This window comes from Actinomycetaceae bacterium MB13-C1-2, from assembly GCA_035621235.1.
Taxonomy (GTDB): Bacteria; Actinomycetota; Actinomycetes; order Actinomycetales; family Actinomycetaceae; genus Scrofimicrobium.
The window spans coordinates 942937-964686 of record CP141731.1 but is presented as its reverse complement, the minus strand read 5'-3'; the positions used below and the strand labels follow the sequence as shown (position 1 = coordinate 964686).

Here is a 21750-nt window from a genome sequence, read left to right as displayed (position 1 = left end):
TAAGAGGTTTTGGGCTAAATCTCCGAACGCTCTGTCAGGTACGCAAGAACGGCCCGAACACGTCGGTTCTCCTCGCCAGGACCCAAGTTGAGCTTTGCGAAAACATTCGCAACATGCTTTGCGACAGCGCCGGACGAAATAAAGAGCTTCTCCGAGATCTGCTGGTTAGAAAGGCCAGAGGCCATAAGCTCAAGAACCTCAAGCTCACGCGGTGTCAAGGCATCGAGCGCCGAACGTTTGCCTCGCATCAGATGCGCTGCAACCTCCGGATCGACCACGACTCCTCCGCCTGCCACTATTCCCAGCGAGTGCATGAAGTCCGCAACTCGCGAAATCCGATCCTTCAGAAGGTACCCCACTCCACCTCCGGGTGGCTCCAGTACAGTGGGGGCTGCGAAAAGCTCGGTCGCGTACGCGGGTGCAACGTACTGAGAAAGTACTAGAACACCTAGTTGCGGGTACCGCGCCCGCAGAGCCATCGCCGCCTTCAACCCATCATCCTTCATCTGCGGGGGCATCCGGACATCGGTGAGCACAACGTCAATGCGGTCCTCTTCCATATGTCTGTTAACCAGAGCTTCTAGTTCCACAGCATTTGAGGCTTCCGCGATCACCCGGTGTCCGCGACGCTCTAGCAGGCCCACCAGCCCTTCGCGCAACAGCGCCGAATCGTCAGCCACGACAAGTTTCATTCGCTCTCCCCAATACGCGGATCGGCCTCGGACGGTAGTACAACGGACGGCTCACCCTCATACAACAGCAACGGCAAGTGAGTAGATACGGTGGTTGGCCCTCCCACTGGACTCGACACCTGGAGCGTTCCTCCGAAGGCGAGCAGACGCTCCCTCATCCCCGCCAATCCGTGCCCCGAACGCAGCTTAGCTCCACCGGGACCGGTGTCCACGACACTCACTTGAAGATACTGGTCTGCCGCGAGCAAAACGGTGACCGAGGCGCCCGGCGCGTGCTTAGCAACGTTAGTGAGAGCTTCGGATACGAGGAAGTACGCCGCTGCCACGACCCCCTCCGGCATATCTGGAAGAGGGTGGGGAACACGTACCATCACCTCCAATCCGCAGCGCGACGCGATGTCTCGCACCGCCGCTTCAAGACCGATGTCACTTAGCACTTTCGGGTGGATGCCCGCGACGGTTCGACGCAGTTCGGTCAGTGCCGCATCCACCGTATCTTGGGCTTTCAGCAGTAGCGAAGCTGCGTCATCCAGAGCTTCACGGGAGTTCTCGTCACCGTCACAGGTTTGACTTTCGCGCACGTCGTCCAAAAGCAGACTCGCCTCGCCAACCTGCATTGAAGCGGCGACGATGTACTGTTGCGCGCCGTCGTGAAGATCGCGCTCGATTCGCCTGCGTTCGATCTCGAACGCTTGGACAATATCGCGGCGACTGCGTGTCAGTTCACGAAGCTCATCTCGGTAAGACCCAGGGTCCGTCATTTTCCTGGGCCTGGATGACGGCCGCAGCCGCAACAGCGGCCCAAGCACCAGGCAAAGTAGTGTCCAAGCCACGAGAATCACAACCGTTCCCGCACTGCCCGGGTCCCATGCAAATACCCTGAGCAGCGTCACGGTTGCGATGACGGGGAGCGAAACGAGGGCAACAACCCGCCACGCCGAACGACCTTGACGTTGCGTGGACACAATCTAAGTCTAGGGGTTGACCAAAATGCGGCCGGTGTTCCGCGTTGCAAGTTCGGTTCCTAGATTGCGAGGCGAGTCGGTGCATCCCAAGACAAACGAGGGCGGGTTTGCCAGAACAAATCTGGACGAGAGAGCCACCTAGCGGTGCTGACTCAGCACGCAAAGACAGGGGTGCCCCCGAGATGTTGGCTCAGTGCGCGAAGCAGGGAGCGAAGTTGCGCCGAGGGTTACTAGGTGGTGCCAGCACCACCTAGATTGTGGAGTACACGCCGTGGTGGCAACCGGCCGCAGCGAGTCAAATGGGAACATGAGCATAATGAACGACACTGAGATCTATCGTGAGGCCGCCCCCGCAGGAGGCCGCGGCGACCTTGCGGGCTTCAACCTGACCAAGAACTATGGAGCAGTCCGAGCCCTCGCCGGGGTAACGCTTGTGGTCCCTAAGGGGCAGAGCGTTGCAATCATGGGGCCATCGGGTTCGGGCAAATCGACTCTGCTGCACGTGATATCCGGAATTCTGAAACCGGACAGTGGTGAGGTCGTCCTCTCGGGACGCTCCATTTCTGACCTGTCAGACTCCGACCGTTCTCGTCTTCGCCGAGAGCAGTTCGGCTTCGTGTTTCAAGACGGACAGCTACTGCCAGAACTTCCTGCCCGCGAAAACGTGGCCCTCCCCCTAATGATCAACGGTGTAGGACGCAAAGATGCTCTGACTGCGGCCGACACCTGGCTGGAGCGATTGGGACTAGCCGGGATGGGATCCAGACGTCCGGGTGAGATGTCCGGCGGCCAAGCTCAGAGGGTCGCAATTGCGCGAGCTCTAGTGCACAACCCAGCCGTGGTGTTCGCGGACGAACCGACCGGCGCTCTTGACCAGGCAACCGGTCACGAGGTAATGCAAATCCTCACTACCGCCACCAAAATGGCAGGGGCCAGCCTGATCCTGGTGACTCACGATCCGAAGGTTGCCGCCTGGTGCGAACGGCTTGTTGAGATCCGTGATGCGCGAATCCATGACGACCGCACGCTCGGGGGCGAAGCGCGATGAGGAACGCGATCAAACTGGCTCCCCGTCTCGCCGTCGAACGTCTCCGAAGCCACCAGGGCAGTGCAATCCTAGATGTCTTTGCCGTCATTGCCTTCACGGTCGCAACCCTGCTCGCCCTCACAGTCTCAGGGGGCACATGGGTATTTGTGAACTGGCACATCCACGGCAATCCCGAAATGATGGCGAACTTCGGAGATGCGGCCACGATGGTCGATCAACAGTTCACCAGTTTTTATGTAGTTTTGGCAGTAATCGCCTGCGCGCTAGTTGTCGTTCCTATCCTCTCCCTGGGAGGTGCGGCAGCACGGCTGGGCGCACGGGGCCGCTCATCACGGCTAGCGTCTTTGCGACTAGTCGGAATGACGGGATCTGAAGTAGTCGCAATGTCAGTTGTGGAAACCACGTTTCAAGCCTTAGTCGGCATGGTATTTGGAACCCTTGCGTGGCTCGCATCCCTGCCGCTTTGGTCCCTGGTGAGCTTCCAGACTGTACATCTGAACCCGACCGACATGAGGGGACCGTGGTGGCTGTGGCTGGCCGTGTGGGGCATCATGCTGATACTCGCCGTGAGCTCGACGATTATTGGGCTGCGTCGCGTGCGAATCTCTCCCCTCGGCGTAGCCAACCGACAGACACCGCCAGCAATGAAATCCTGGAGATTCTGGGTCTTCGTGCTTGCAGTCGTTGTGGCAACGGTCTTGGTGACCAACGGCAACGCCATGGCCCAAGGAATAGTCATGGGCGTACTGGTGATTGGGGGACTGATCACGGTTCTGATGCTCGTAATAAATCTGATGGGTCCGTGGCTGATACAGATGATCGCCAGAATTCGCGCCAAGACCAACTCGGTTCCAACACTGCTCGCATCGCGTCGCGTCGCGGACGATCCAAAAGCGGCATGGCGGAACGTCTCTGCACTGTCTCTTATTGGATTCATCGCAGCTTTCACACTGATGATGCCGACGAACGACATGGCAGCAGAGGATGACGTGGTGTACCGAACGATGCTTGTTGACCTAAGAACCGGCGTGCTAATCACGGTCGGTATCGGACTCGTTGTAGCGGCAGTATCAACACTTATTTCACAGTCGTCCTCGGTGATCGATCGGGCGGACGAGGAACGATCCATGGATCGCATGGGTATTCCGCGCTCCGTCTTCTCAAAGATGCGCAGGCGTCAAGTGTTGCTCCCCCTTTTGGTCACATTGGCAATCTCCATTGGACTCGGCCTTCTGATGGCTTCGCCGTTCATGTCAATGGTTTCGCCATCTAGCCCGATGATGCTTGCGGGAGTAGCGATAGCGGGAATCGCACTGTCTTTACTGGCGGCGGAGGCATGCCGGCCGGTACTGAATACCGTGCTGGGTCAAACAAAGAGGCGCAACGACTAGGGGCTTAGAACCCGGGAATGAAATAAGAGTTATGAGCAACAGCAGCAGCGGGGCCAAAAACCTCGGAAAAACTATCGTCCTGGTCGCACTGGTCGCGATCGTTGCGGTAGGGGCCTACTTCGGTAAGACCTACTACGACGATCGCTACGTGGGTGAAACCTTCTACGCGCAGGTGCCACTTAACGAGCCAGTTACCGTGCATGATCTGTATGACGCAGAAGGAAACCCCGTAGACAAGGGCTACACCTACTCTCTAACGGGAGTGAGTGAAAAGGGAGAACAAAGACTACTCGAGTTCGATCTGCACTCCTCGAATCCTGCAGATCTTTATCAGCCGGGCACCTATTTGAGGGCCAAGGCTAGTAACCAACTCGTAGTGCACCAGGAAGCTATTGATGAATCCCAGGTGCCGGACACAGTTCTCAAAAACCTGGCTGGCTAACCTAGGCCACTTCTCACGGCCATATCATTGAGGCTGGGGTCTACGGCGCCGAAACGGAGGAAGTTCACCACGGCCGATTAGCTACTTCGCTCCCGCCATTCCCTAACCTTTTCGGATGCCTTCTTGGCGCCCTTCACCCCGAGGTCTCTGGCCTTGCCTGCCGACTCGAACTCAGTCGAAAGAATCGCGAGTCCCCCGAGAGTCACCAGCGTTCCGGGACCCGGCAACGGCATCATGATCACGCCCAGGGCAGTAGTAGCACCGCCCACTACTCCCACCGACGTGCGGTAGGCACGATCAACTTTGGGATTCTTTCTTATGGCCTCGCGCGCGGACCTGGCAACGCGTATCCCGAGACCCGGGGTCTTAGGAGCAGCAGGTCCCTCATTCAAACCCGCCGCTTCCGACGCGTCAGGATGCACGTAAGCGCTCTGCTTGGGCCTTTCGGTCTCGTCGCTCATGATACGAACCTACACCGTTACGAGGAAGCCATCGAAGAGCGCTTAACTGGAGGTGTCCGGGATTCATCCCGCTCCGTCCGGGCGTACGTGTTGGAGCACAATTTGGCATCGGTGCGGTCGCGGAGAAGACGGGGCTGGCTCTGCAGCACCGAGGTCCAAATACGGGCGACCGAATCCAGATGCAATCCACTGACACGCGGCCACTTCTCGCCTCAGTTCCCATCTACGCGAGCTCTCAACTCGAACCTGAAGGGTTTCCCTGAAGGGGGTCAACTTGTGCGACTTCAGTGACCGGGCGCGTTAATCTCTGCGATTAGCATTCGGAAGTCCCCGTTTTTCGGGGCCTCGATCTCCGAGTACTTGACCCAGTCCAGCGTGTACGAGCCAGCGATGTTGAGCGCTGCTTCGCGCCCTCCTGACTTGCACAGGCTTAGTGCCTCAGCGTGTTGAGTAGTTTTTGAACGTCATCGTTGAGTGCGGGGTGGGCGTCGATGTTGTGGCCGGCGATGGTGACGGTGACGGTTTTCAACGGTCGTAGCGTGGTGATGATCCGTTTCAGGCTCCAGCCTGAACGCGTCTGGAGATCGCGGGCGATTGCGAGTGCGGCGAAGACGATAGTCAGGTGCGCTTCGATGGCTTCGCGGGTGTGGTGGAAGATCGGCCTGGCGGCGAGATCGCTTTTGGGCATGCGGAAAGACTGCTCGACGTGCCAGAGGTCGTGGTAACTGGCCACGACCTCTCGCGCTGGCATGAGACTGGCGGGGATGTTGGTGACGTATCCCTTGAGACCAGCGAGATCCCGGGCCCGCTGAAGCGAGGACTCGTTAACGACATAGTGCCCGCCTTGCGTGGCCAGGAAGCGGGCTTTCTTCGCGGCGCGCTGGCCGGTGGCGATTTCACGTGCGCGAGTTTCTTGCTTATTCAGGTTCCGCTCGTCACGCCGGGCGCGGGACGCTGAGTAGTGCCAGATGGCCTGCCAATGCGCTGGGTGCTTCTCGCGGTCCCACACGGGCTCCGCGCGCGTGGCCAGGCGGCAGACGCCACCACTGGAGGGAAGACACCCCAGACACGGACTCCGCGCGCGTGGCCAGGCGGCCCTGTTGACCATGGCCACGTTTCGCAGTCACAGTGTCAATAATCTGACCGTCGGCGAACAAAGTCCCATTCCAATGGAAGTGCTTAGCCAGATCGTGAGGGGCTTTTGTCATGCGCGAGCCGACGATGAACCGCAGATGCTCGGCCTCTAACGCGGTGAGGTTCTCGTTCGACAGCATCCCGGCGTCAGCGACCACGACCATGTCCTCGATCCCATGCCGGGCCTGGAAGCCCTTAATCACCGGGATCAGCGTCTGGGTCTCGACCTTGTTGCCCTCGAAGCATTGGATCTCCAGCGGGAAACCAGTGCGATCTACCAGCAAACCAACCACGATCTGGGGGTCAATCCGGCGTTCTTTCGAATAGCCAGGCTTCCTGAACTCGTCCTCTTCCTCGGCCTGGAAAAACAAAGTTGTGACATCGTAAAGAAGCAGGCTCACGTCCCCGCCAGCACGGGCATAGACGTAATCGAAGCAGGCGTTCGCAATGATCGCCCGATAGTTATCGGCTAAGGAGCGTTGTAATACCTCGCCATAGGTGTTGCGATGTCTAGCGTCCAGCCCAAGCTCGTTAATGACCCAGATACTGTCCAGTCTCGAGGTCGGCTCCACTAACCGCACCAGGACCAGTTGGAAGAATGCTTCATCACCGATCGTCTCGAACCCCAGGCGCTGCCACACCACAGTGATCACATCAGTCAACAACACGCTGCGGGAGCCCCGCACCACTCCATCCGCGACGATCGACACCCCTGTGCCATCCAGGCCAAGATCAAGCACATCCTGGCCCTCGTGGAGCTTCGCATTGCCCACACGCAACAGTGCGGCAAGCTCCACTTCCGTATGCGCCGACCCCAGATACTCAAGGATCTTCCGTCGCCCGGCCCTCTTCTCAACGATCTGGACCGCCGTCGCACCCGAGGCGGCCTTCACCTTACGCAGAAACGGAGACACCACCCGATCCTACCGACCCCATTAGCGCCCCACCCATCAACAGCAACCCGCGGAATATCAACGAAAAACAAGCAAGAAACACGCCAATCAGCAATCACCTGTGCAAGTCAGGTACTACTGACACCATACTTCCGACAGTCTTCTATTAACCTTTTGCCAGTTGGTACCATTACGGTACCATGTCAACATGGCTATGCAACTACGGCTTTCGCCAGATGAAGACAGAATGCTAAACGAGTTAGCTGAGGAAGACGCGACCTCCAAGAATCAACTCATCGCGTCGTTGGTCAAGGAGGCGTGGGAACGTAGGCGTGCTCGAAACTACACGTTCGCGCTCCTCGACCAGATCAGCGAAGAACGAAGCGAGCTACTTGATCGCTTAGCGAAATGAGTATTTGGTGGCCTCAATTCGATGACGTCCAAGCATGGCTCGTCACTGGCGGATACGTGTCACGAGACTGGGGTCTTCTAGCCGCATGCATCGACAGGCCGTTGACAACCTTGGCGGGCGAAGAAATGTATCCAACCATCTGGACCAAGGTGGCGGCACTCCTAGATTCGGTGGAACGCAATCACCCGTTGATCGACGGCAACAAGCGCCTGGGATTCTTGCTGGCGAGCTTAGTGCTAAACAGCAACGGCATAGGCGACCGAATCGTCAGCGATAACCAGTGGTACGAACTGATCTTCGCCGTAGCCTCGGACCACCTAGAAGTGGACGAGATCGCGAATCGACTGCAGACGATGCTCAACCCAAGCTAGCAGTCGAGCCCCTTAGCCGTGAAGTAGACGGAGTGCAACTCTCCTAGAAGTCCCAATCCTCGTCTTCCGTTTCGACTATTTCGCCGATTACGTACGAAGATCCCGAGCCGGAGAAGAAGTCATGATTCTCATCTGCGTTCGGGGATAGCGCCGCAAGGATCGCCGGATTCACGTTGGTCTCATCCGCGGGGAAGAGCGCCTCGTACCCCAGGTTCATCAACGCCTTGTTCCCCTGGTACCGCAGGAACTTCTTCACGTCCTCGGTCAATCCGAGTTCGTCGTAAAGATCTGCCGTGTACTTTTCCTCGTTCTCATACAGCTCATAGAGCAACGAGAAAGTGAAGTCCTTAAGCTCCTCAAGACGCTCCTGCGAAGCACTTCGGTTACCCACCTGGTATTTGTAACCGATGTAATATCCGTGCACCGCCTCGTCCCTAATAATCAAGCGAATGATGTCCGCAGTGTTCGTCAGTTTGCCATGCGAAGCCCAGTACATGGGCGCGTAGAAACCGGAATAGAAGAGGAAGGACTCCAACATTGTGGACGCGATTTTCTTCTTCTGCGGATCATCGGCAACGTAGTACGAGTTGATGATCTCCGCCTTACGCTGGAGTTCCTCGTTGGTCTCTCCCCAGCGGAATGTCTCGTTGATCTCTGCCGTTGACAGTAGTGTCGAGAAGATCGACGAGTACGACTTCGCATGCACGGACTCCATGAAAGCAATGTTCGTGTAGACCGCCTCTTCGTGCGGTGTGATCGCATCGGGAATCAGGCTAACCGCACCGACGGTCCCCTGAAGGGTGTCAAGCAATGTCAGGCCGGTGAAAACCCGATTCGTCATCTGTTTCTCTGCGGCGTTCAAGGTCGCCCACGAAGGCAGGTCGTTCGAAACCGGTACCTTTTCCGGAAGCCAGAAGTTGCCTGTCAGACGATCCCAGACCTCAAGGTCCTTGTCATCCTCGATCTTGTTCCAGTTGATCGCTTCAAAGATCTCGGCCTTGTTCTCCGCCACTGCGTCTCCTTACAACTCAGGTCGCCATTTGCCTACCCGGATTCTAACCGGCTACCCGAAGATTGGGACTTCAGTCTACGTTTGACTGTGTAGGGTTTTGCTATGGATCCAAGACTGAGCGCCGCCATCACAGAATCCCACCTCCCCACTCCCCGCAACATCCCCGAAGACTTCTTACTAGGTGCCGCAGCAGCCGCCTACCAAATTGAGGGGGCGGCGAACGAGGACGGACGAGGACCCTCCATCTGGGACAAGTTCTCCCGCGTTGACGGAGCTGTTGTAAACGGTGAGACCGGCGACGTTGCCTGCGACCACTATCACCTCTACCGCGAAGATGTGGCGATGATGAGGGACCTGGGCCTGGACGCCTATCGCTTTTCGGTGTCGTGGGCCAGAGTGTGCCCAGACGGAAAAACCCTCAACCCCAAAGGGCTCGACTTCTACAAGCGCCTGGTCGATGAACTGCAAGGCGCAGGCATTTTGCCCTGGCTGACGCTGTATCACTGGGACCTTCCTCTCGCTCTCGAAGAAAAGGGCGGCTGGCCCGCGCGCGACACCGCCGAATACTTCCGTGACTACGCAATGTTGGTGCACGAGGGACTCGGTGACCGGGTCGGTGTCTGGACCACTTTGAACGAACCCTGGTGTGCCTCGTTTCTCAGCTACACCGGGGGTGAGCATGCGCCGGGCCACCACTCACTGGCCGAAGGGATGCTTGCCAGCCACCACCTACTTTTAGGCCACGGACTTGCGATCCAGGAACTGCGATCTGCGAACCCGGACCTCAACCTGGGTCTGACACTGAACTTCACAGTGGCACAGCCCCTCGACCCGTCTAGCCCCGAGGACCAGCGTGCGGCTCGTCTGGTTGACGGCCAGTTCAACCGCTGGTTCCTCGACCCGATCTTCAAAGGTTCGTATCCGCGGGACATAGTTGATGAGTTCACCGATGTCGACCCCGAGGCAGGAGCCGCCTTCGCTAGCGCCGTCAAGCCTGGCGACCTTGAGATAATCGGAGCCCCGATCAACACCCTGGGCATCAACTACTACCAGTCAGACCTGTTGTCCGCCTCCGCGACGCCCCCACTGGAAATAACGGAGCGTCTAGGTATCGCCGAGCTGGCCCCCGCTCCCAGTGGCGGCGCTCCAACAACCCGACAGAACACCAATCCGATGCCAGCCTCGCGTGGGTTCGTGGGACCAGACTCCCTCCTCCCTCGTACTTTCCAGAACTGGGATATTGACCCGCTAATGTTCAAGGACCTGCTACTTCGTCTGGACCGGGACTATACGCGCCAGGCCGGTGTGAAGATGTACGTCACCGAGAACGGAGCCGCCTACGACGACCGGGTCGAGCAGACAGAAAACGGTCCAGTAGTCCACGATCCCGATCGCACCGCGTACATTAAGTTGCACCTTGCCGCGGTCCTGGACGCAAAGGACGAGGGCGCCGACGTAGGCGGCTATCTCTACTGGTCACTAATGGATAACTACGAATGGGCATGGGGGTACAACCGCCGATTTGGGATCGTCTATGTTGACTACCAGACTCAGGAACGAATCATCAAAGACTCGGGGAAGGCATACTCGCAGATAATCTCGGAGCGGACAATCGATGTCGGCCCCGACGCCGGTCTGTTGGTCCGTCGCGGTTCCCTTGTCGAAGGGCGGACCGAGTCCCTGTGGAACGGCGTCACTGACTAGTTGGGGTCCCGGACTGCTCTCGGGATGGTTTTGCCTACTGTTGTTGACGGTACTAGTTAATGGCTAGGCCCCAGCGATGTCTTGATCTGTGGTGGTTGTAGAAGCATCTGTATTGGTGGATCACTTCTTCGATTTGTGGAGGCCGCCCGGCTGGGCTAGTCCGTCTCTGAGATCTCACCAGTCGTGGGGCTGGGGCGGAGCAGTCTGCCAGAATCGTTCAGATAGGCGTAGTACAGGCCGATCATCAGGCCACCGCCAACAAAGTTCCCGACTAGCACGACACCAACGTTGGCCAGAGCTAACCAAACATCGATGCCCGCACTCAGTCCTTGAATCAGGAACAAGACTGTGTTCGCGACCGAATGCTCGAAACCGAGGAAGGCAAAAACCATTACCGCCACGACCATCGAAACAACCTTGACTCCGTCCGACTTCACGCGGCCGTTATAGATCAGCAGCATCGCCAGGTTGATCATGAAGTTGCAGAGAATCGCCCGCACAAACAGGTCGCCGATGCCCGCAGCGCCACCGGTAATGTAACCGAGTTTGGTATCTACTGCGCCCGCAACAAACTCTCCTGTCGATCCGTCCAGAAGAGTGGAGAAGTACACGAGGATCGCCACCAGCAGGCCACCCGCGGCGTTCCCCAGAAAACAAAGAAGTAGAATCCAGGTCGCTCTGCCGGCTTTCATGCGGCGGAAATAGACGGCAATCGTAGTGACCATCATGTTCGAGGTCAGTAGCTCAGAACCGGTGTAATAGATGAACGACAGCGCGAACCCAAAGGTTATAGCGCCGAGCAGACGGCCAACTCCGACCATGTTTGAGCCGACTTGAGCAAAGGCCGCAATCACGGCGAAGTTCGCCAAATAGAAGAGTCCGGCGAGCATTCCTGCCATTCCAGCCCGCATCAAGAAGACTCGGGTAACCCGCTTGGTCATGGTCTCTTTCGAGTCGGCTGCGTCCAGAACCCGGGACACAAACTCAGCACCGGGGAAGACTTTTTGCTCGACGGTACTCATGGGTGCGCCTGCTTTCTAGCGTGCCGGTTAGGGTGATGTGCGATTAAGACTGCAATAGTTTCCAGTCCAAACCTCCGTAGAGAACCCAGTTTAGAAGAGAGTGTCAGCCTCGAACGCGTCGAGAGGAGCATCCGGGGCCGAGAGTGCCGGGGCCGCGTTCAAGGGAGTCTGCACATCATTTGCGGGTTGTTGGCTCTGTGTTTGCTGCCTCCGGCCTGGCCGTTGACCCTGTATCTGCTGCGAGTTCTGTGCCTTTTGGGTCGGGACGGATTGTGACCGCCTCGGGGACTGTGGGAACCCGGGTCCCTCATCGAATGATCGACTCCGCTGATAAGCTTCTGCCGCAGAGCGTGCTTTGTCATCCGCCATCTCGTTTAGATCATGTCCGGCATGACCCTTAACCCACTGGAAATTGACCTTACGTCCCTGCATCGCCCGGTCGAGTTGCTGGATTAATTCAAGGTTCTTAACGGGCTTCCCATCGGCTTTCTTCCATCCCTTTCGCTTCCAGTTCGGCATCCACCTAGTAACCGAGTTGATCACGTACTGGGAGTCGGCAAGAACAAGTAACTCCTCGTCCGCCAGTCCGGCTACTGCGGTGTCCTCAAGCAGACGCAACAGCGCGGTCAACTCTCCGATGTTATTGGTGCCGCTGCTCCACCCACCGCAGGCCCAAGTGTTCCCATCGACAACCCAAGCCCACCCTGCCGGGCCCGGGTTACCTAAAGAAGATCCATCGACTGCAGCGGTAATAGTCATGAGTCGATGGTACGCAAGGGCCATCTGTTGCGGGTATTCGACGTGCGCAAGTTCTCGATGCCGCTAGTGTCTCGCGCTGCATAGTCGGCGCCTATCTCGCGCACCGAGTCACCTCCTCGCGGCGGCGCACTTGCTAGACCTGCAACCCCGCAAAACCCTCGTTCGTTTGCCTTGCGATGCGCAGACTCTGCACGCAATCTAAGCAACGACTTTGCGGCGCGAGACACTAGGCTGGACCACATGCGCGACTACGGAAACAATCCTCGTAAACAAGGCGGTCGCGGCGACCGGCGCCGCTTTGATGACACCCCCAAGAAGGGCACCGACCGTGACCTACTGAAACTGCTTCACAGCATCGATGGGTCCTCGTACGGCGCCTACAAGCAGGCAGTCGGCGAATGGGATTACGGTTCATTCGTTCTATACATTGATCGCATCCAAGCCGATCCATACGCCCCTCCCTCGTCACTCCGAGTCGTCACTTGGCCCGACAAAATGGGACTTCCCGAACAAACCTTTACAACCGGCGAGCAGCAAACCGCAACTGCCGACTTCCTCGTCCGGTCCTTAAGTAAGGCGCTAAGAGCCGACAAACGTTTTTCTTCCGTTTCAATCGTTTCGGTCGGGCAGGAAATCCTGGAACGCTCTGCGGCATCGGTTGGTCCGAAACAAGTGGAGTTACGAATCCAAGTCTCAATGCCGGCCCGTGGGCGCACTGTGCTCGGTCACCAGGCCGCAACGATTTTCGATGTCGAGCTGCCGGACGCTCTTGGCGAGACCTTCGACTTCCTCTCCACTCACGCCGACGGGTATCGCGAACGTCTCCTCGAGCACGTTCACACGTACGAGGATTACTGCGCCCTACAACGTGCTCTCACTGACAACAACTGGACCTCGTTTATTGCTAACGAGGCGATCCTCGCTCGCAAATCCGGTATCTCCCAGTTGCCGATGGAAGACTCAGTTCCATTTAGGTCCCCTGAGTCGTTGCTTCGAACAGTCGAGCTTCCTCATGCGGGAACAGTGCGAGGAATGGCGATTGAGCCGGGGATCACCCTGATTGTCGGCGGCGGCTATCACGGAAAGTCCACGGTCCTCTCCGCCATCCAACGGGGCGTTTACGCTCATGTTCCGGGCGACGGACGTGAGTTGGTCGCGACCCTTCCAGCCGCGATGAAAATCCGCGCAGCTGACGGTCGACCCGTCACCAAAGTTGATGTCTCGCCCTTCATCAACCATCTACCAACCGGATCGAATACCTCGCGCTTCTCGACCCAGAATGCTTCAGGGTCCACGTCGCAGGCGGCCAGCATCATTGAGGCACTTGGGGCGCGGTCACCCCTACTGCTGATTGACGAGGACACGTCGGCAACTAACCTAATGATCCGAGATGAACGGATGCGCGAGTTGGTGGTCTCCTCTCAAGAGCCGATCACCCCACTGATTGACCGGATTCGGGGACTGTACGAGTCCGACAGTGTCTCGCTCATCCTCGTCATGGGTGGTTCTGGCGCGTACTTGGATGTCGCAGACCGTGTCCTTCAGATGGACTCCTATCGGTGTGAAGACGTGACCGAACGGGCGCACAAGATCGCGGAAGAGAACCCTCGTGAGCGCACTGACATCGCCGGATTTCCCGATTTGCTACCGCGTTGCCCGACGAGGATCAAGACCGGGGGAGATCGTCAGAAAACAAAGGTCTCTGGGACCCATTCGATCGGAATAGACAAACAGAACATCGATGTCAGCGACGTCGAACAGGTCGTGGAACAGGGTCAAACCGAAGCGATTGCTTGGGCCGTTAGGGGAATCCTGCAGGCGCTCTCGGATGGAGAGAAGACTGTCGCGGACTTAACGGAAGAGGTCGAGGCCATCCTCGAAAAAGACGGCCTCGACGCACTGGTCAGGTTCGGAGCAAGAAAGTACCCGGCGTTCCTAGCAAGGCCGCGAGCGGTAGATATTGCTGCGGCGCTGAACCGTTATAGGGCTCTGGAGATCGCCTAGACCCCGACGACACAAATCCGTCCTCACACGAATCTCCAATCACATAGGGGGCGATTTCGCCGACTTTGTCGGCGTGTCCGGCCCCTATGTGATTGGAGATTCCGAAGGAGGTGTGAGGACCCTAGTCCTCGACGGTCGCACTCTTGTTTACTGCACCGTCCTTAGGCTTGACGTTGTCCCCACCCTTGATGAACTCTTCAACCTGGTGGCGTGCCACGCGGTCTTCCATCTGAATCGGCGGAGACTTCATGAAATAGGCCGCGGGACCCCAGATCGGCCCACCAATTCCTCGATCGAGGGCGATCTTGGCTGCACGAATCGCATCAATAACAATGCCCGCCGAGTTCGGGGAGTCCCAGACCTCAAGCTTGTACTCCATCTGAATCGGGACATCACCGAACGTGGTGCCCTCGATACGGACAAAAGCAAACTTGCGGTCATCAAGCCAGGGCACATAATCCGAAGGCCCGACGTGAACGTTTCGATCTTCGAACTGCGACTTCATGTTCGAGGTGACCGCCTGCGTCTTGGAAATCTTCTTCGACTCAAGGCGCGAACGCTGCAGCATATTCATGAAGTCCATGTTGCCGCCGACGTTCAGCTGATAGGTGCGGTCGATCCTGACTCCGCGCTCTTCCATTAGACGAACGATGTCTCGGTGACTAATAGTCGCGCCGAACTGGCTCTTGATGTCGTCACCAACAATTGGGACACCAGCAGCCTCAAACTTCGCTGCCCATTCAGGATCAGAGGCAATGAAAACGGGGAGGCAGTTCACGAACGCGCAACCCGCATCGATGGCGCACTGGGCGTAGAAACGATCCGCTTCCTCTGAGCCGACAGGCAGGTAAGACACCAGGACATCGACCTTTGCGTCCTTCAGAACCTTGACGACATCCACTGCGTCAAGCGGTGATTCCTCAACTGTCTCCTGGTAGTACTCGCCCAGTCCATCGAGGGTGTTTCCGTGCTGAACGATCACTCCAGTCTCGGGTACATCAGCAAACACAACGGTGCAATTGGGCTCGGCAAGGATAGCTTCGGACAGGTCCTTACCAACCTTGTTCTCGATGACGTCGAACGCTGCGACAACTTTAACGTCGCTCACGTGGTAGTCGCCGAACTGAACGTGCATCAGACCTGGAATCGTGTCGGTTGCCTTCGTATCTTTGTAGTACTCAAGCCCCTGAATAAGAGAGGAAGCACAGTTTCCTACGCCGACAATCGCAGTGCGAATTTCGCTCATTGTTTCTTTCTAGCCTTCTTAGTTGGTGCTGCTCGGGTTTTGTAAACCGGGGTCGTTCTGGATCAAACGGTCGATCCAGGAAAGTTCACGAAGCGTCTGCTCAGAATCCAGCTCGCCCTTCGAGCGGACCCAGTAGTCCGAGGACTTCTTTGCATTCTCACTAGCCTCATGCCGTTCCAAGACCAGGGCCCTGCGCTGCATCAGCAGAGTCAGTCTGGTTGCTGGAGTCGCGCGGGACATGAGCCCCATCGTCAAACCCAACGATTCATCGTCCATCTCAGCGGTTGTAAGCGCCGATTCAAGATACTCCCGACCAGCATCAGTCGTTTGATAAACAACTTGATTCTTTTTTGGTGCGGATGAGTCAGTTCGTACAGGCTTTCCAGACCACTTCGATAGGCGAACCTCCGGAACCGCATTTTCAACGACCCGGATGAGTCCTCGATCGTCGAGTCGGTGCAGTGCCGGGTAGAGGGATCCAAATGAGAGGCGGCGAACAGGTCCGAGCGAACGGGAGAGGCGCTTCCGTAGCTCGTAACCATGAAGCGGCTCTTCGAGTTCACCAAGAATGGCAAGCTCAAGCATGCTCGACCGCGTCCCCACTGGGGCCTCCTGTATTGTTCGATTTCTCGGAACGATGTCCAGGTTAGCATTTTGTATCGATTCGATATGTCGAATCGATACATTCTTGAGTATGCACCCCGTCACAGCACCGGACGCCTCAGTCAGTTCTCGCAGGTTGCCAATCAGATAGGGGAGCGACACGCGGCAAAAGGCGCAACGAAAAGTCCCCTATCTGATTGGCAAACGTGTTGGGACGAGGATCGTTACCCGAGCAACGTCCGCCTGCGGGATATTCTCTTGAGCTCCCTCGCATAGTCGCCTCCCGGTTGGGTAGGGATACCATCGCGAGTCCACTCGAAAATCACTGACGGATCAAACCGCTTTGAGCACCTCCCGCACGATACAACCCGTTTGGGCATTCGATGAAGGTTTCTTCTCTGACCGCAACGAGGGCATGTGCCAATCCACTTCGCCGGTGCGGGCGGAAGCCAGTTAGGCAGTAGAGCCTTTGGGCTCGCCCCGATCTCTGTGGCGATTTTCTTCCACTCGGGTCCGTGCCCTGCTTTGGGTCCAGCGAGGGCATGGGCCGCCTCGTGCAACACCACGTCTCTTTGAACATCCCGGGGATATAGGGCCATCAGGGTCTTGGAAAAGCTAAGGGTCTTCTTCGCGTAGTTGCACGCACCTGCACGACGCTTGGCGTGGTCCCACACTATCGCCCAGCCCTGGAGGTCATGCATGATAAGCACATCGAGAGCAAAAGAGTTGACGTAGCCAACCGCCTCTTCCGTGCTCGAACCTCCCACCGAGCCCCCTGATTGTCCCACTTACTCCCCTGTTGTAGTTCTTTATTGGATCGACTAGAAGGGGATGAAACCCTGCGATGCAGCTTTGCCGCGGTCAATGTCGCGCTGGCAACCGGGGCCGTTATTCCATTGCCTCTAGCCTTCTTCTTATTCGGGTTGCTGAGACCCTTTGAGATGTTCCCAATGATTGAGCGAAGAGAGACACCCTCAATTCCTCAATTAGCATCCGCACTTCTTCGAGTTCACGTTCGGCTCTTCGGGAGTAGGGCCGGGCTTCGGTGTGAGCCCGTGCCGCCTCGTATTCCCTGATGACATTGTTCAGTTCAGACATCCGCTCTGCGTCCACCTTCACTGCTTGGGGTGCTCGAGTGGCTGCCTCAATACGTCTGGCATCCGCCTGTAGGTAGCGCGGAAGGTGCTGGCGGACCTCCCAAGGCAAGTAGGTCAGATATCCATTCGCAAACAGTGCCCTCGAGTGACGCTTCGTGTCGCGCAATACCATCTTGAGGGACTCACTCTGGTGATTCTGCAACGCATCCTGAACCTGGGCAAACGCTTCCGCTGACCTAACAACTCCACCCAGAACCTCGTAAACTCGGTCCTCAAGCCGGTCACGAATCTTTGATCGAAGCTCCTGGTAGGAATCCTCGCTCCGGCCTTCTAGACTCGCCGTGTCGGAGGCCTCGAGCATCCGAGCACGGCCATTATCACGTTCCTCACCACCAATAGCCCCCACGCTCAGGACCCCACGGCCATCAGCTCCCGGACTCTGGATACTCAATGCCCCGCCCTCCGGCAAGAGTTCTCTCACCAGATCAGCCATCGCCGCTCGTTGCGCGTCTTCGACCAGGGCTGCCGTGTTCGGATAGGGAGAAGCCGCGAGTAAAAGGGCCTCCCGACCCGTCCATCGCGTCGTGACCCTAGTTTGATCCAGGCGCAGATCCTCAAGTAGGCGCCTAACAAGATCCTGTTCGGCACGAGCCTCTAGTTGGTCCTTAGGAACCTTTGTTGTCTGAACGAGGAGATCTTTCGCTCTCCTCTTTTTGGCCTTGGCTTGTCCCCTTGCTGCTGTCGCTAACGCTCCCTTCACGGCAGCGTCGACTATCTGGTCCACCTGCCTCTTGAAACGCTTCTGTAAATCCGCGAGTGAGTCTGAAGCGCCAATGATCGCTCCCATATCGTCAACCACACGGAAACCTACTCGCAGGTGAGACGGGAGTGAGTTTTGCGCTTGACGCAGGTCATCCTGGCTGAGCTCAATGCCGCGCGAGTTCCGCACCGCCCGAGCAAATGCAATCATGAACGGTTCCGATGCCCCGCTCTGCCCCGCGGACCCGGGCGCGTGGGCCGCCTCTCCCAATCCGTTCTCCTCAACCGCTGCCGAGCTTGATGGGACCTCAGCTAGTTCTAGTCTTGACGAAATTGGTTCCACGGACTCAGACTGTGCCGCAGGCGCGAAGGCCTGAAAATCCCTCCCGGCCACCAGTCGCCGGTCTAGTGCAGATGAAGTCTCCCCTGAACCATCACCAAAGTCCACAGAAAAACTCGACTGTCCCGCACCATCCCTAACACTCGCCGATTGTCGGGAAGTCTCCGAGTCACTTCGCGTCGCCCGGATAGCGTTCTTCGTCTGGCGAACTGTTCCAGAGGAACCCCAGTTTCTCAGGCGATCAAGCGATGCCTCCAACGAATAGGGGTCCGCCTCAGGTTCCGCACCCGCATCCTGCACGTTTGCGGCAGTCGAGGTGCGTCCTTCACGCTCGTCAACCATTCGCTGCCAGATCGCCTCGCCGTGCTGCTGAGCTGGGGCGAGCAGGCGTCGCTTTGCCTTAGGTAGTCCCCGAACCATCGCGATACACAGATCACGCTGCAGACCTGGAACCAGCCAATCGAACCCCTCGTCCCGTACACCCTGCAACACTCTGAGGGGAATCGTCACCGTGACGCCATCCTGCTTGTCTCCGGGGTCGAACGAGTACGAGACTGGAAACTCCAACTCCCCCTGTTTCCAAGTGTCGGGGAATCCATCGGGGTCAAGTACTGCCCCTGCCGGTAGCAGTTCACCGAGGGAGTAGTCCAGAAGATCGGGTTCGCTACGACGCTTGTCCTTCCACCACCGATTGAAGGAGGCGGCCGACGTTATTTTTGCGGGAATCCGCGCGTCGAAGAACCGGTAACGCACTGCCTCGTCTGGCACCAAGGACGGATCGCGGAGACGATTGGAGAGCTCTGTCGCCTCATCCATCACCTGCTGGTTGTGTCTCACGAACGCGTGATGACCCTCGCGCCAATCCCCGTCAACCAACGCGTTTGAAATGAACATATCGTGGGCGAGGGACCGCGCGGTCACCCAGGTATCCTCACCCAAGTAGGTGCGTCCGATAGGAGTGTCGCCAAGCTGGGTCAGTGGTACCTGTCGGTCGGCGGCGAGCGTCAGTCCGTAAAGGGTAACCCTCTCCTTGACCGTGGCACTCCCCTTAGCGCGAGACCAGATCGGCTCAGAATAACTACGTTTCATGAGCGGACCCGCGTACTCCTCGATCCACTCCGGCTTGATCGCGGCAACGGTCCGGGCGAACAGCCGCGAGGTCTCAACCAGCTCCGCAGCCATTACCCACCCTGGAGTGCGACGGCGCAGGGCCGAACCCGGCCAGATAGTGAATCGACTACCGCGGGCGCCCTGGTAATTGTGCTTTACCTCGTCCCAGTTCCCGATGTTGGAGAGCAGACCGGAGAGGACGGCACGATGAACCTCATCCGCACTAACGGAACCCGGACCCTCCCCGAACTCGATGACCGCGGCAACGGCAGGATGCTCGGCGTCGCGAAAAGCCGCCACCTCGCGGGGCGACGGAATCCCAATGGGAGCAACGTTAATGCCTAACTGCTGGCACATGCGCCTGATCTGCCCGACAATATCGCGCCATTCGCGATAGCGCAGGTAGTGAAAATACTCGGCTTTGCAGAGCCTACGGAACGCACTGCCTGACAGGTCACGAGACATGACGCTGAGGTATCGCCACATGTTGAGGTACGTAATGAAGTCCGAGGAGCGGTCAGCGAAGCGCGCGTGTGCCTGATCCGCCTGCTGCACACGATCAAGAGGACGCTCACGCACATCCTGAATCGACAAAGCCGCAACAATAACCAAAACCTCGGAGGCACAACCAAGCTTGTCAGCCTCGATTAACATTCTGCCGAGGCGAGGGTCAATCGGGAGCCGAGCGAGACGCCTCCCCAGCGCCGTAACATGCTCATCCTCATCAAGGGCACCGATCTCCATCAGGAGTTGAACGCCGTCGCGCACCGCCCTCGAATTGGGGCGGTCGAGGAATGGGAACTCCGCGACTGCGCCGAGACCCAGAACGCTCATCTGTAGGATCACGGAGGCGAGGGAGGTTCGGAGTATTTCCGGTTCGGTGAACTCGCTTTGATGGAGGTGGTCGCGCTCCGAGTAGAGACGGATCGCAACGCCCGGTGCGACACGGCCAGCACGGCCAGCACGCTGAGCTGCCGACGCCTGCGAGATTCGCTCGATCGGCAAACGTTGCACTTTGGTCTTATTCGAAAAACGACTGATTCTCGCAAGGCCGGAGTCGATCACATAGCGCACCCCCGGAACCGTCAGTGAAGTCTCCGCGATGTTGGTCGATAGGACCACACGCCTTAGTGAGTGCGGGGCATAGATCCGGTGTTGCTCTGCAGCGCTCAGGCGTGCATAAAGCGGTACTACCTCAATGCCGTCCGGGCGGTGAGGTCTCTTTTCGTCCTTCACATAGCGAGGTCCGAGTGCGTCAACGAGTGCCTGCTCGGCCTCGCGAATGTCACGCTCCCCCGGAAGAAAGACGAGAATATCTCCCTCGGGCTCATCGAGCAGCTCGGCCACAGCCTCGGTTAGCGCGGTCTCCAGGTCAATGTCTTCCCCCAGTCCATACCCCAGCTCGGGCAGATCACCGCCGTCCTGTTCTGGCTGAAGCTGAGTGCCGACACCGCCCGCGCGGCTGACCTGGGAGAGTTTCTCCTCGTCCGAGGCAGATTCGGAATCCGAGTTTGATGCACCTGGCGGACCGTCCCTCACGTCGTCTGCGTTCGGCGCGGACTCTGTGCCGGTTCTCGCGGGAGCCAGGTCGGCACTTAGTGGCCTATATCTAACCTCCACCGGATAGGCGCGACCGGAGACTTCTATGACGGGAACCTCGTCCCCGGTGACGGAACTAAAGTGCTGGGCGAACCGAGCCGAGTCGATGGTTGCAGAGGTAATGATGACCTTGAGGTCCGGCCGCTTCGTGAGGAGTGTCGCTAGGTAGCCCAAGATGAAGTCGATGTTAAGAGAGCGCTCATGCGCCTCGTCCACGATGATCGTGTCGTACTGACGAAGTAGAGGATCAGTCCCAATCTCGGCCAGCAGGATGCCATCGGTCATCAGCTTGATCAGAGTGGTTGGCCCAACCTCATCAGTGAATCGCACCTGGTAGCCAATGATGTCACCGGGATCGCGACCGACAGTCGTCTCAAGTTCATCCGCGATTCGTTCAGCGACAGCTCGTGCCGCGATTCGCCGGGGTTGGGTGTGCCCGATCATTCCGGCGATTCCTCGTCCGATCTCGAGGCAGATTTTGGGAAGTTGCGTCGTCTTTCCCGAGCCCGTCTCACCGGAAACAATCACGACCTGGTGGTTCTTGATTGCCTCAGCGATCTCTCCGCGGTGCTCGCTGACTGGCAGGTCCGGGTACGACATGACCGGCAACGCCGCCGCTCGGGCTGCTAGCTGAGCGGGGGAAAAGGTAGCACGAGAACTACTCCGCTTTCCCCCATTCCTTCTTC

At 57.9% G+C, this 21750-nt stretch carries 18 protein-coding genes and 1 pseudogene; 7 read left to right on the top strand and 12 right to left on the bottom strand.

Annotated features, from left to right (window positions below; genetic code table 11):
* Positions 1–14: 14 nt before the first annotated feature.
* Together U6G28_04305 and U6G28_04300 are read right to left on the bottom strand one after the other, a co-directional pair.
* A complete protein-coding gene (locus U6G28_04305; GenBank protein ID WRS30913.1) occupies positions 15–692 on the bottom strand; it encodes a response regulator transcription factor in 678 nt (225 codons plus the stop codon).
* Positions 689–1657, bottom strand: a complete 969-nt coding sequence (locus U6G28_04300) for an ATP-binding protein (protein ID WRS30912.1) — start codon at positions 1655–1657, stop codon at positions 689–691. The genes U6G28_04305 and U6G28_04300 overlap by 4 nt, the downstream gene beginning before the upstream one ends.
* Positions 1658–1973: 316 nt before the next feature.
* Here U6G28_04300 and U6G28_04295 point away from each other — a divergent pair, with 316 nt between their 5' ends.
* From U6G28_04295 to U6G28_04285, 3 genes are read left to right on the top strand one after another with little or no spacing between them, the layout of a single operon-like run.
* Complete coding sequence (locus tag U6G28_04295) at positions 1974–2705, top strand: ABC transporter ATP-binding protein (GenBank protein WRS31192.1); 732 nt, start codon at positions 1974–1976, stop codon at positions 2703–2705.
* Entirely contained in the window at positions 2702–4096 is a 1395-nt protein-coding gene (locus U6G28_04290; protein WRS30911.1) for an FtsX-like permease family protein, read from the top strand. Before U6G28_04295 ends, U6G28_04290 begins: the two co-directional genes overlap by 4 nt.
* Positions 4097–4127: 31 nt before the next feature.
* Entirely contained in the window at positions 4128–4538 is a 411-nt protein-coding gene (locus tag U6G28_04285; GenBank protein WRS30910.1) for a YxeA family protein, read from the top strand.
* A gap of 77 nt (positions 4539–4615) precedes the next feature.
* Here the strand turns inward: U6G28_04285 and U6G28_04280 are convergent, their stop codons facing one another.
* The 3 genes from U6G28_04280 to U6G28_04270 all read right to left on the bottom strand — a co-directional run bounded on the left by U6G28_04280 (position 4616) and on the right by U6G28_04270 (position 7047).
* Positions 4616–4999, bottom strand: coding sequence for a PGPGW domain-containing protein (locus U6G28_04280; protein WRS30909.1), 384 nt, complete (start codon positions 4997–4999; stop codon positions 4616–4618).
* A 430-nt stretch (positions 5000–5429) separates the two neighbouring features.
* The gene (locus U6G28_04275) at positions 5430–6008 is read right to left on the bottom strand and encodes an IS1634 family transposase (protein ID WRS30908.1); all 579 of its coding nucleotides are present in this window, start codon (positions 6006–6008) and stop codon (positions 5430–5432) included.
* Positions 5935–7047: an IS1634 family transposase gene (locus U6G28_04270; GenBank protein WRS30907.1), complete on the bottom strand. Its 1113-nt coding sequence runs from the start codon at positions 7045–7047 to the stop codon at positions 5935–5937. Before U6G28_04270 ends, U6G28_04275 begins: the two co-directional genes overlap by 74 nt.
* 187 nt (positions 7048–7234) lie before the next feature.
* On the opposite strand from U6G28_04270, the gene U6G28_04265 reads away from it, so the two are divergent.
* Complete coding sequence (locus U6G28_04265; protein WRS30906.1) at positions 7235–7438, top strand: hypothetical protein; 204 nt, start codon at positions 7235–7237, stop codon at positions 7436–7438.
* Positions 7435–7809, top strand: a complete 375-nt coding sequence (locus U6G28_04260; protein ID WRS30905.1) for a Fic family protein — start codon at positions 7435–7437, stop codon at positions 7807–7809. The genes U6G28_04265 and U6G28_04260 overlap by 4 nt, the downstream gene beginning before the upstream one ends.
* 43 nt (positions 7810–7852) lie before the next feature.
* Here U6G28_04260 and nrdF read toward each other — a convergent pair whose 3' ends face one another.
* Complete coding sequence (gene nrdF, locus U6G28_04255; protein WRS30904.1) at positions 7853–8821, bottom strand: class 1b ribonucleoside-diphosphate reductase subunit beta; 969 nt, start codon at positions 8819–8821, stop codon at positions 7853–7855.
* A 102-nt stretch (positions 8822–8923) separates the two neighbouring features.
* Here nrdF and U6G28_04250 point away from each other — a divergent pair, with 102 nt between their 5' ends.
* Positions 8924–10525, top strand: a complete 1602-nt coding sequence (locus U6G28_04250; protein ID WRS30903.1) for a family 1 glycosylhydrolase — start codon at positions 8924–8926, stop codon at positions 10523–10525.
* A 155-nt stretch (positions 10526–10680) separates the two neighbouring features.
* Here U6G28_04250 and U6G28_04245 read toward each other — a convergent pair whose 3' ends face one another.
* Positions 10681–11547, bottom strand: a complete 867-nt coding sequence (locus tag U6G28_04245) for a formate/nitrite transporter family protein (protein ID WRS30902.1) — start codon at positions 11545–11547, stop codon at positions 10681–10683.
* Positions 11548–11841: 294 nt separating this feature from the next.
* Positions 11842–12306 (bottom strand): annotated as a pseudogene (locus U6G28_04240) (ribonuclease H).
* A gap of 240 nt (positions 12307–12546) precedes the next feature.
* On the opposite strand from U6G28_04240, the gene U6G28_04235 reads away from it, so the two are divergent.
* Entirely contained in the window at positions 12547–14310 is a 1764-nt protein-coding gene (locus U6G28_04235; protein WRS30901.1) for an ABC-ATPase domain-containing protein, read from the top strand.
* 121 nt (positions 14311–14431) lie between these two features.
* Here U6G28_04235 and U6G28_04230 read toward each other — a convergent pair whose 3' ends face one another.
* The 4 genes from U6G28_04230 to U6G28_04215 form a co-directional block, all read right to left on the bottom strand.
* A complete protein-coding gene (locus U6G28_04230; protein ID WRS30900.1) occupies positions 14432–15556 on the bottom strand; it encodes an inositol-3-phosphate synthase in 1125 nt (374 codons plus the stop codon).
* 18 nt (positions 15557–15574) lie between these two features.
* A complete protein-coding gene (locus U6G28_04225) occupies positions 15575–16141 on the bottom strand; it encodes a PadR family transcriptional regulator (protein WRS30899.1) in 567 nt (188 codons plus the stop codon).
* A gap of 242 nt (positions 16142–16383) precedes the next feature.
* Complete coding sequence (locus tag U6G28_04220) at positions 16384–16926, bottom strand: SprT-like domain-containing protein (protein WRS30898.1); 543 nt, start codon at positions 16924–16926, stop codon at positions 16384–16386.
* Positions 16927–17047: 121 nt separating this feature from the next.
* On the bottom strand, positions 17048–21664 hold the full coding sequence (locus U6G28_04215; protein WRS30897.1) for a DUF3418 domain-containing protein: 4617 nt from the start codon (positions 21662–21664) through the stop codon (positions 17048–17050).
* Between the last annotated feature and the right edge of the window lie 86 nt (positions 21665–21750).

Bases quoted from the DNA above. Each gene is read 5' to 3' on its own strand.
- U6G28_04305 (WRS30913.1), bottom strand. From the start codon at position 692: ATGAAACTTGTCGTGGCTGACGATTCGGCGCTGTTGCGCGAAGGGCTG.
- U6G28_04295 (WRS31192.1), top strand. From the start codon at position 1,974: ATGAACGACACTGAGATCTATCGTGAGGCCGCCCCCGCAGGAGGCCGC.
- U6G28_04290 (WRS30911.1), top strand. From the start codon at position 2,702: ATGAGGAACGCGATCAAACTGGCTCCCCGTCTCGCCGTCGAACGTCTC.
- U6G28_04285 (WRS30910.1), top strand. From the start codon at position 4,128: ATGAGCAACAGCAGCAGCGGGGCCAAAAACCTCGGAAAAACTATCGTC.
- U6G28_04280 (WRS30909.1), bottom strand. From the start codon at position 4,999: ATGAGCGACGAGACCGAAAGGCCCAAGCAGAGCGCTTACGTGCATCCT.
- U6G28_04265 (WRS30906.1), top strand. From the start codon at position 7,235: ATGGCTATGCAACTACGGCTTTCGCCAGATGAAGACAGAATGCTAAAC.
- U6G28_04260 (WRS30905.1), top strand. From the start codon at position 7,435: ATGAGTATTTGGTGGCCTCAATTCGATGACGTCCAAGCATGGCTCGTC.
- U6G28_04250 (WRS30903.1), top strand. From the start codon at position 8,924: ATGGATCCAAGACTGAGCGCCGCCATCACAGAATCCCACCTCCCCACT.
- U6G28_04245 (WRS30902.1), bottom strand. From the start codon at position 11,547: ATGAGTACCGTCGAGCAAAAAGTCTTCCCCGGTGCTGAGTTTGTGTCC.
- U6G28_04235 (WRS30901.1), top strand. From the start codon at position 12,547: ATGCGCGACTACGGAAACAATCCTCGTAAACAAGGCGGTCGCGGCGAC.
- U6G28_04230 (WRS30900.1), bottom strand. From the start codon at position 15,556: ATGAGCGAAATTCGCACTGCGATTGTCGGCGTAGGAAACTGTGCTTCC.
- U6G28_04225 (WRS30899.1), bottom strand. From the start codon at position 16,141: ATGCTTGAGCTTGCCATTCTTGGTGAACTCGAAGAGCCGCTTCATGGT.
- U6G28_04215 (WRS30897.1), bottom strand. From the start codon at position 21,664: ATGTCGTACCCGGACCTGCCAGTCAGCGAGCACCGCGGAGAGATCGCT.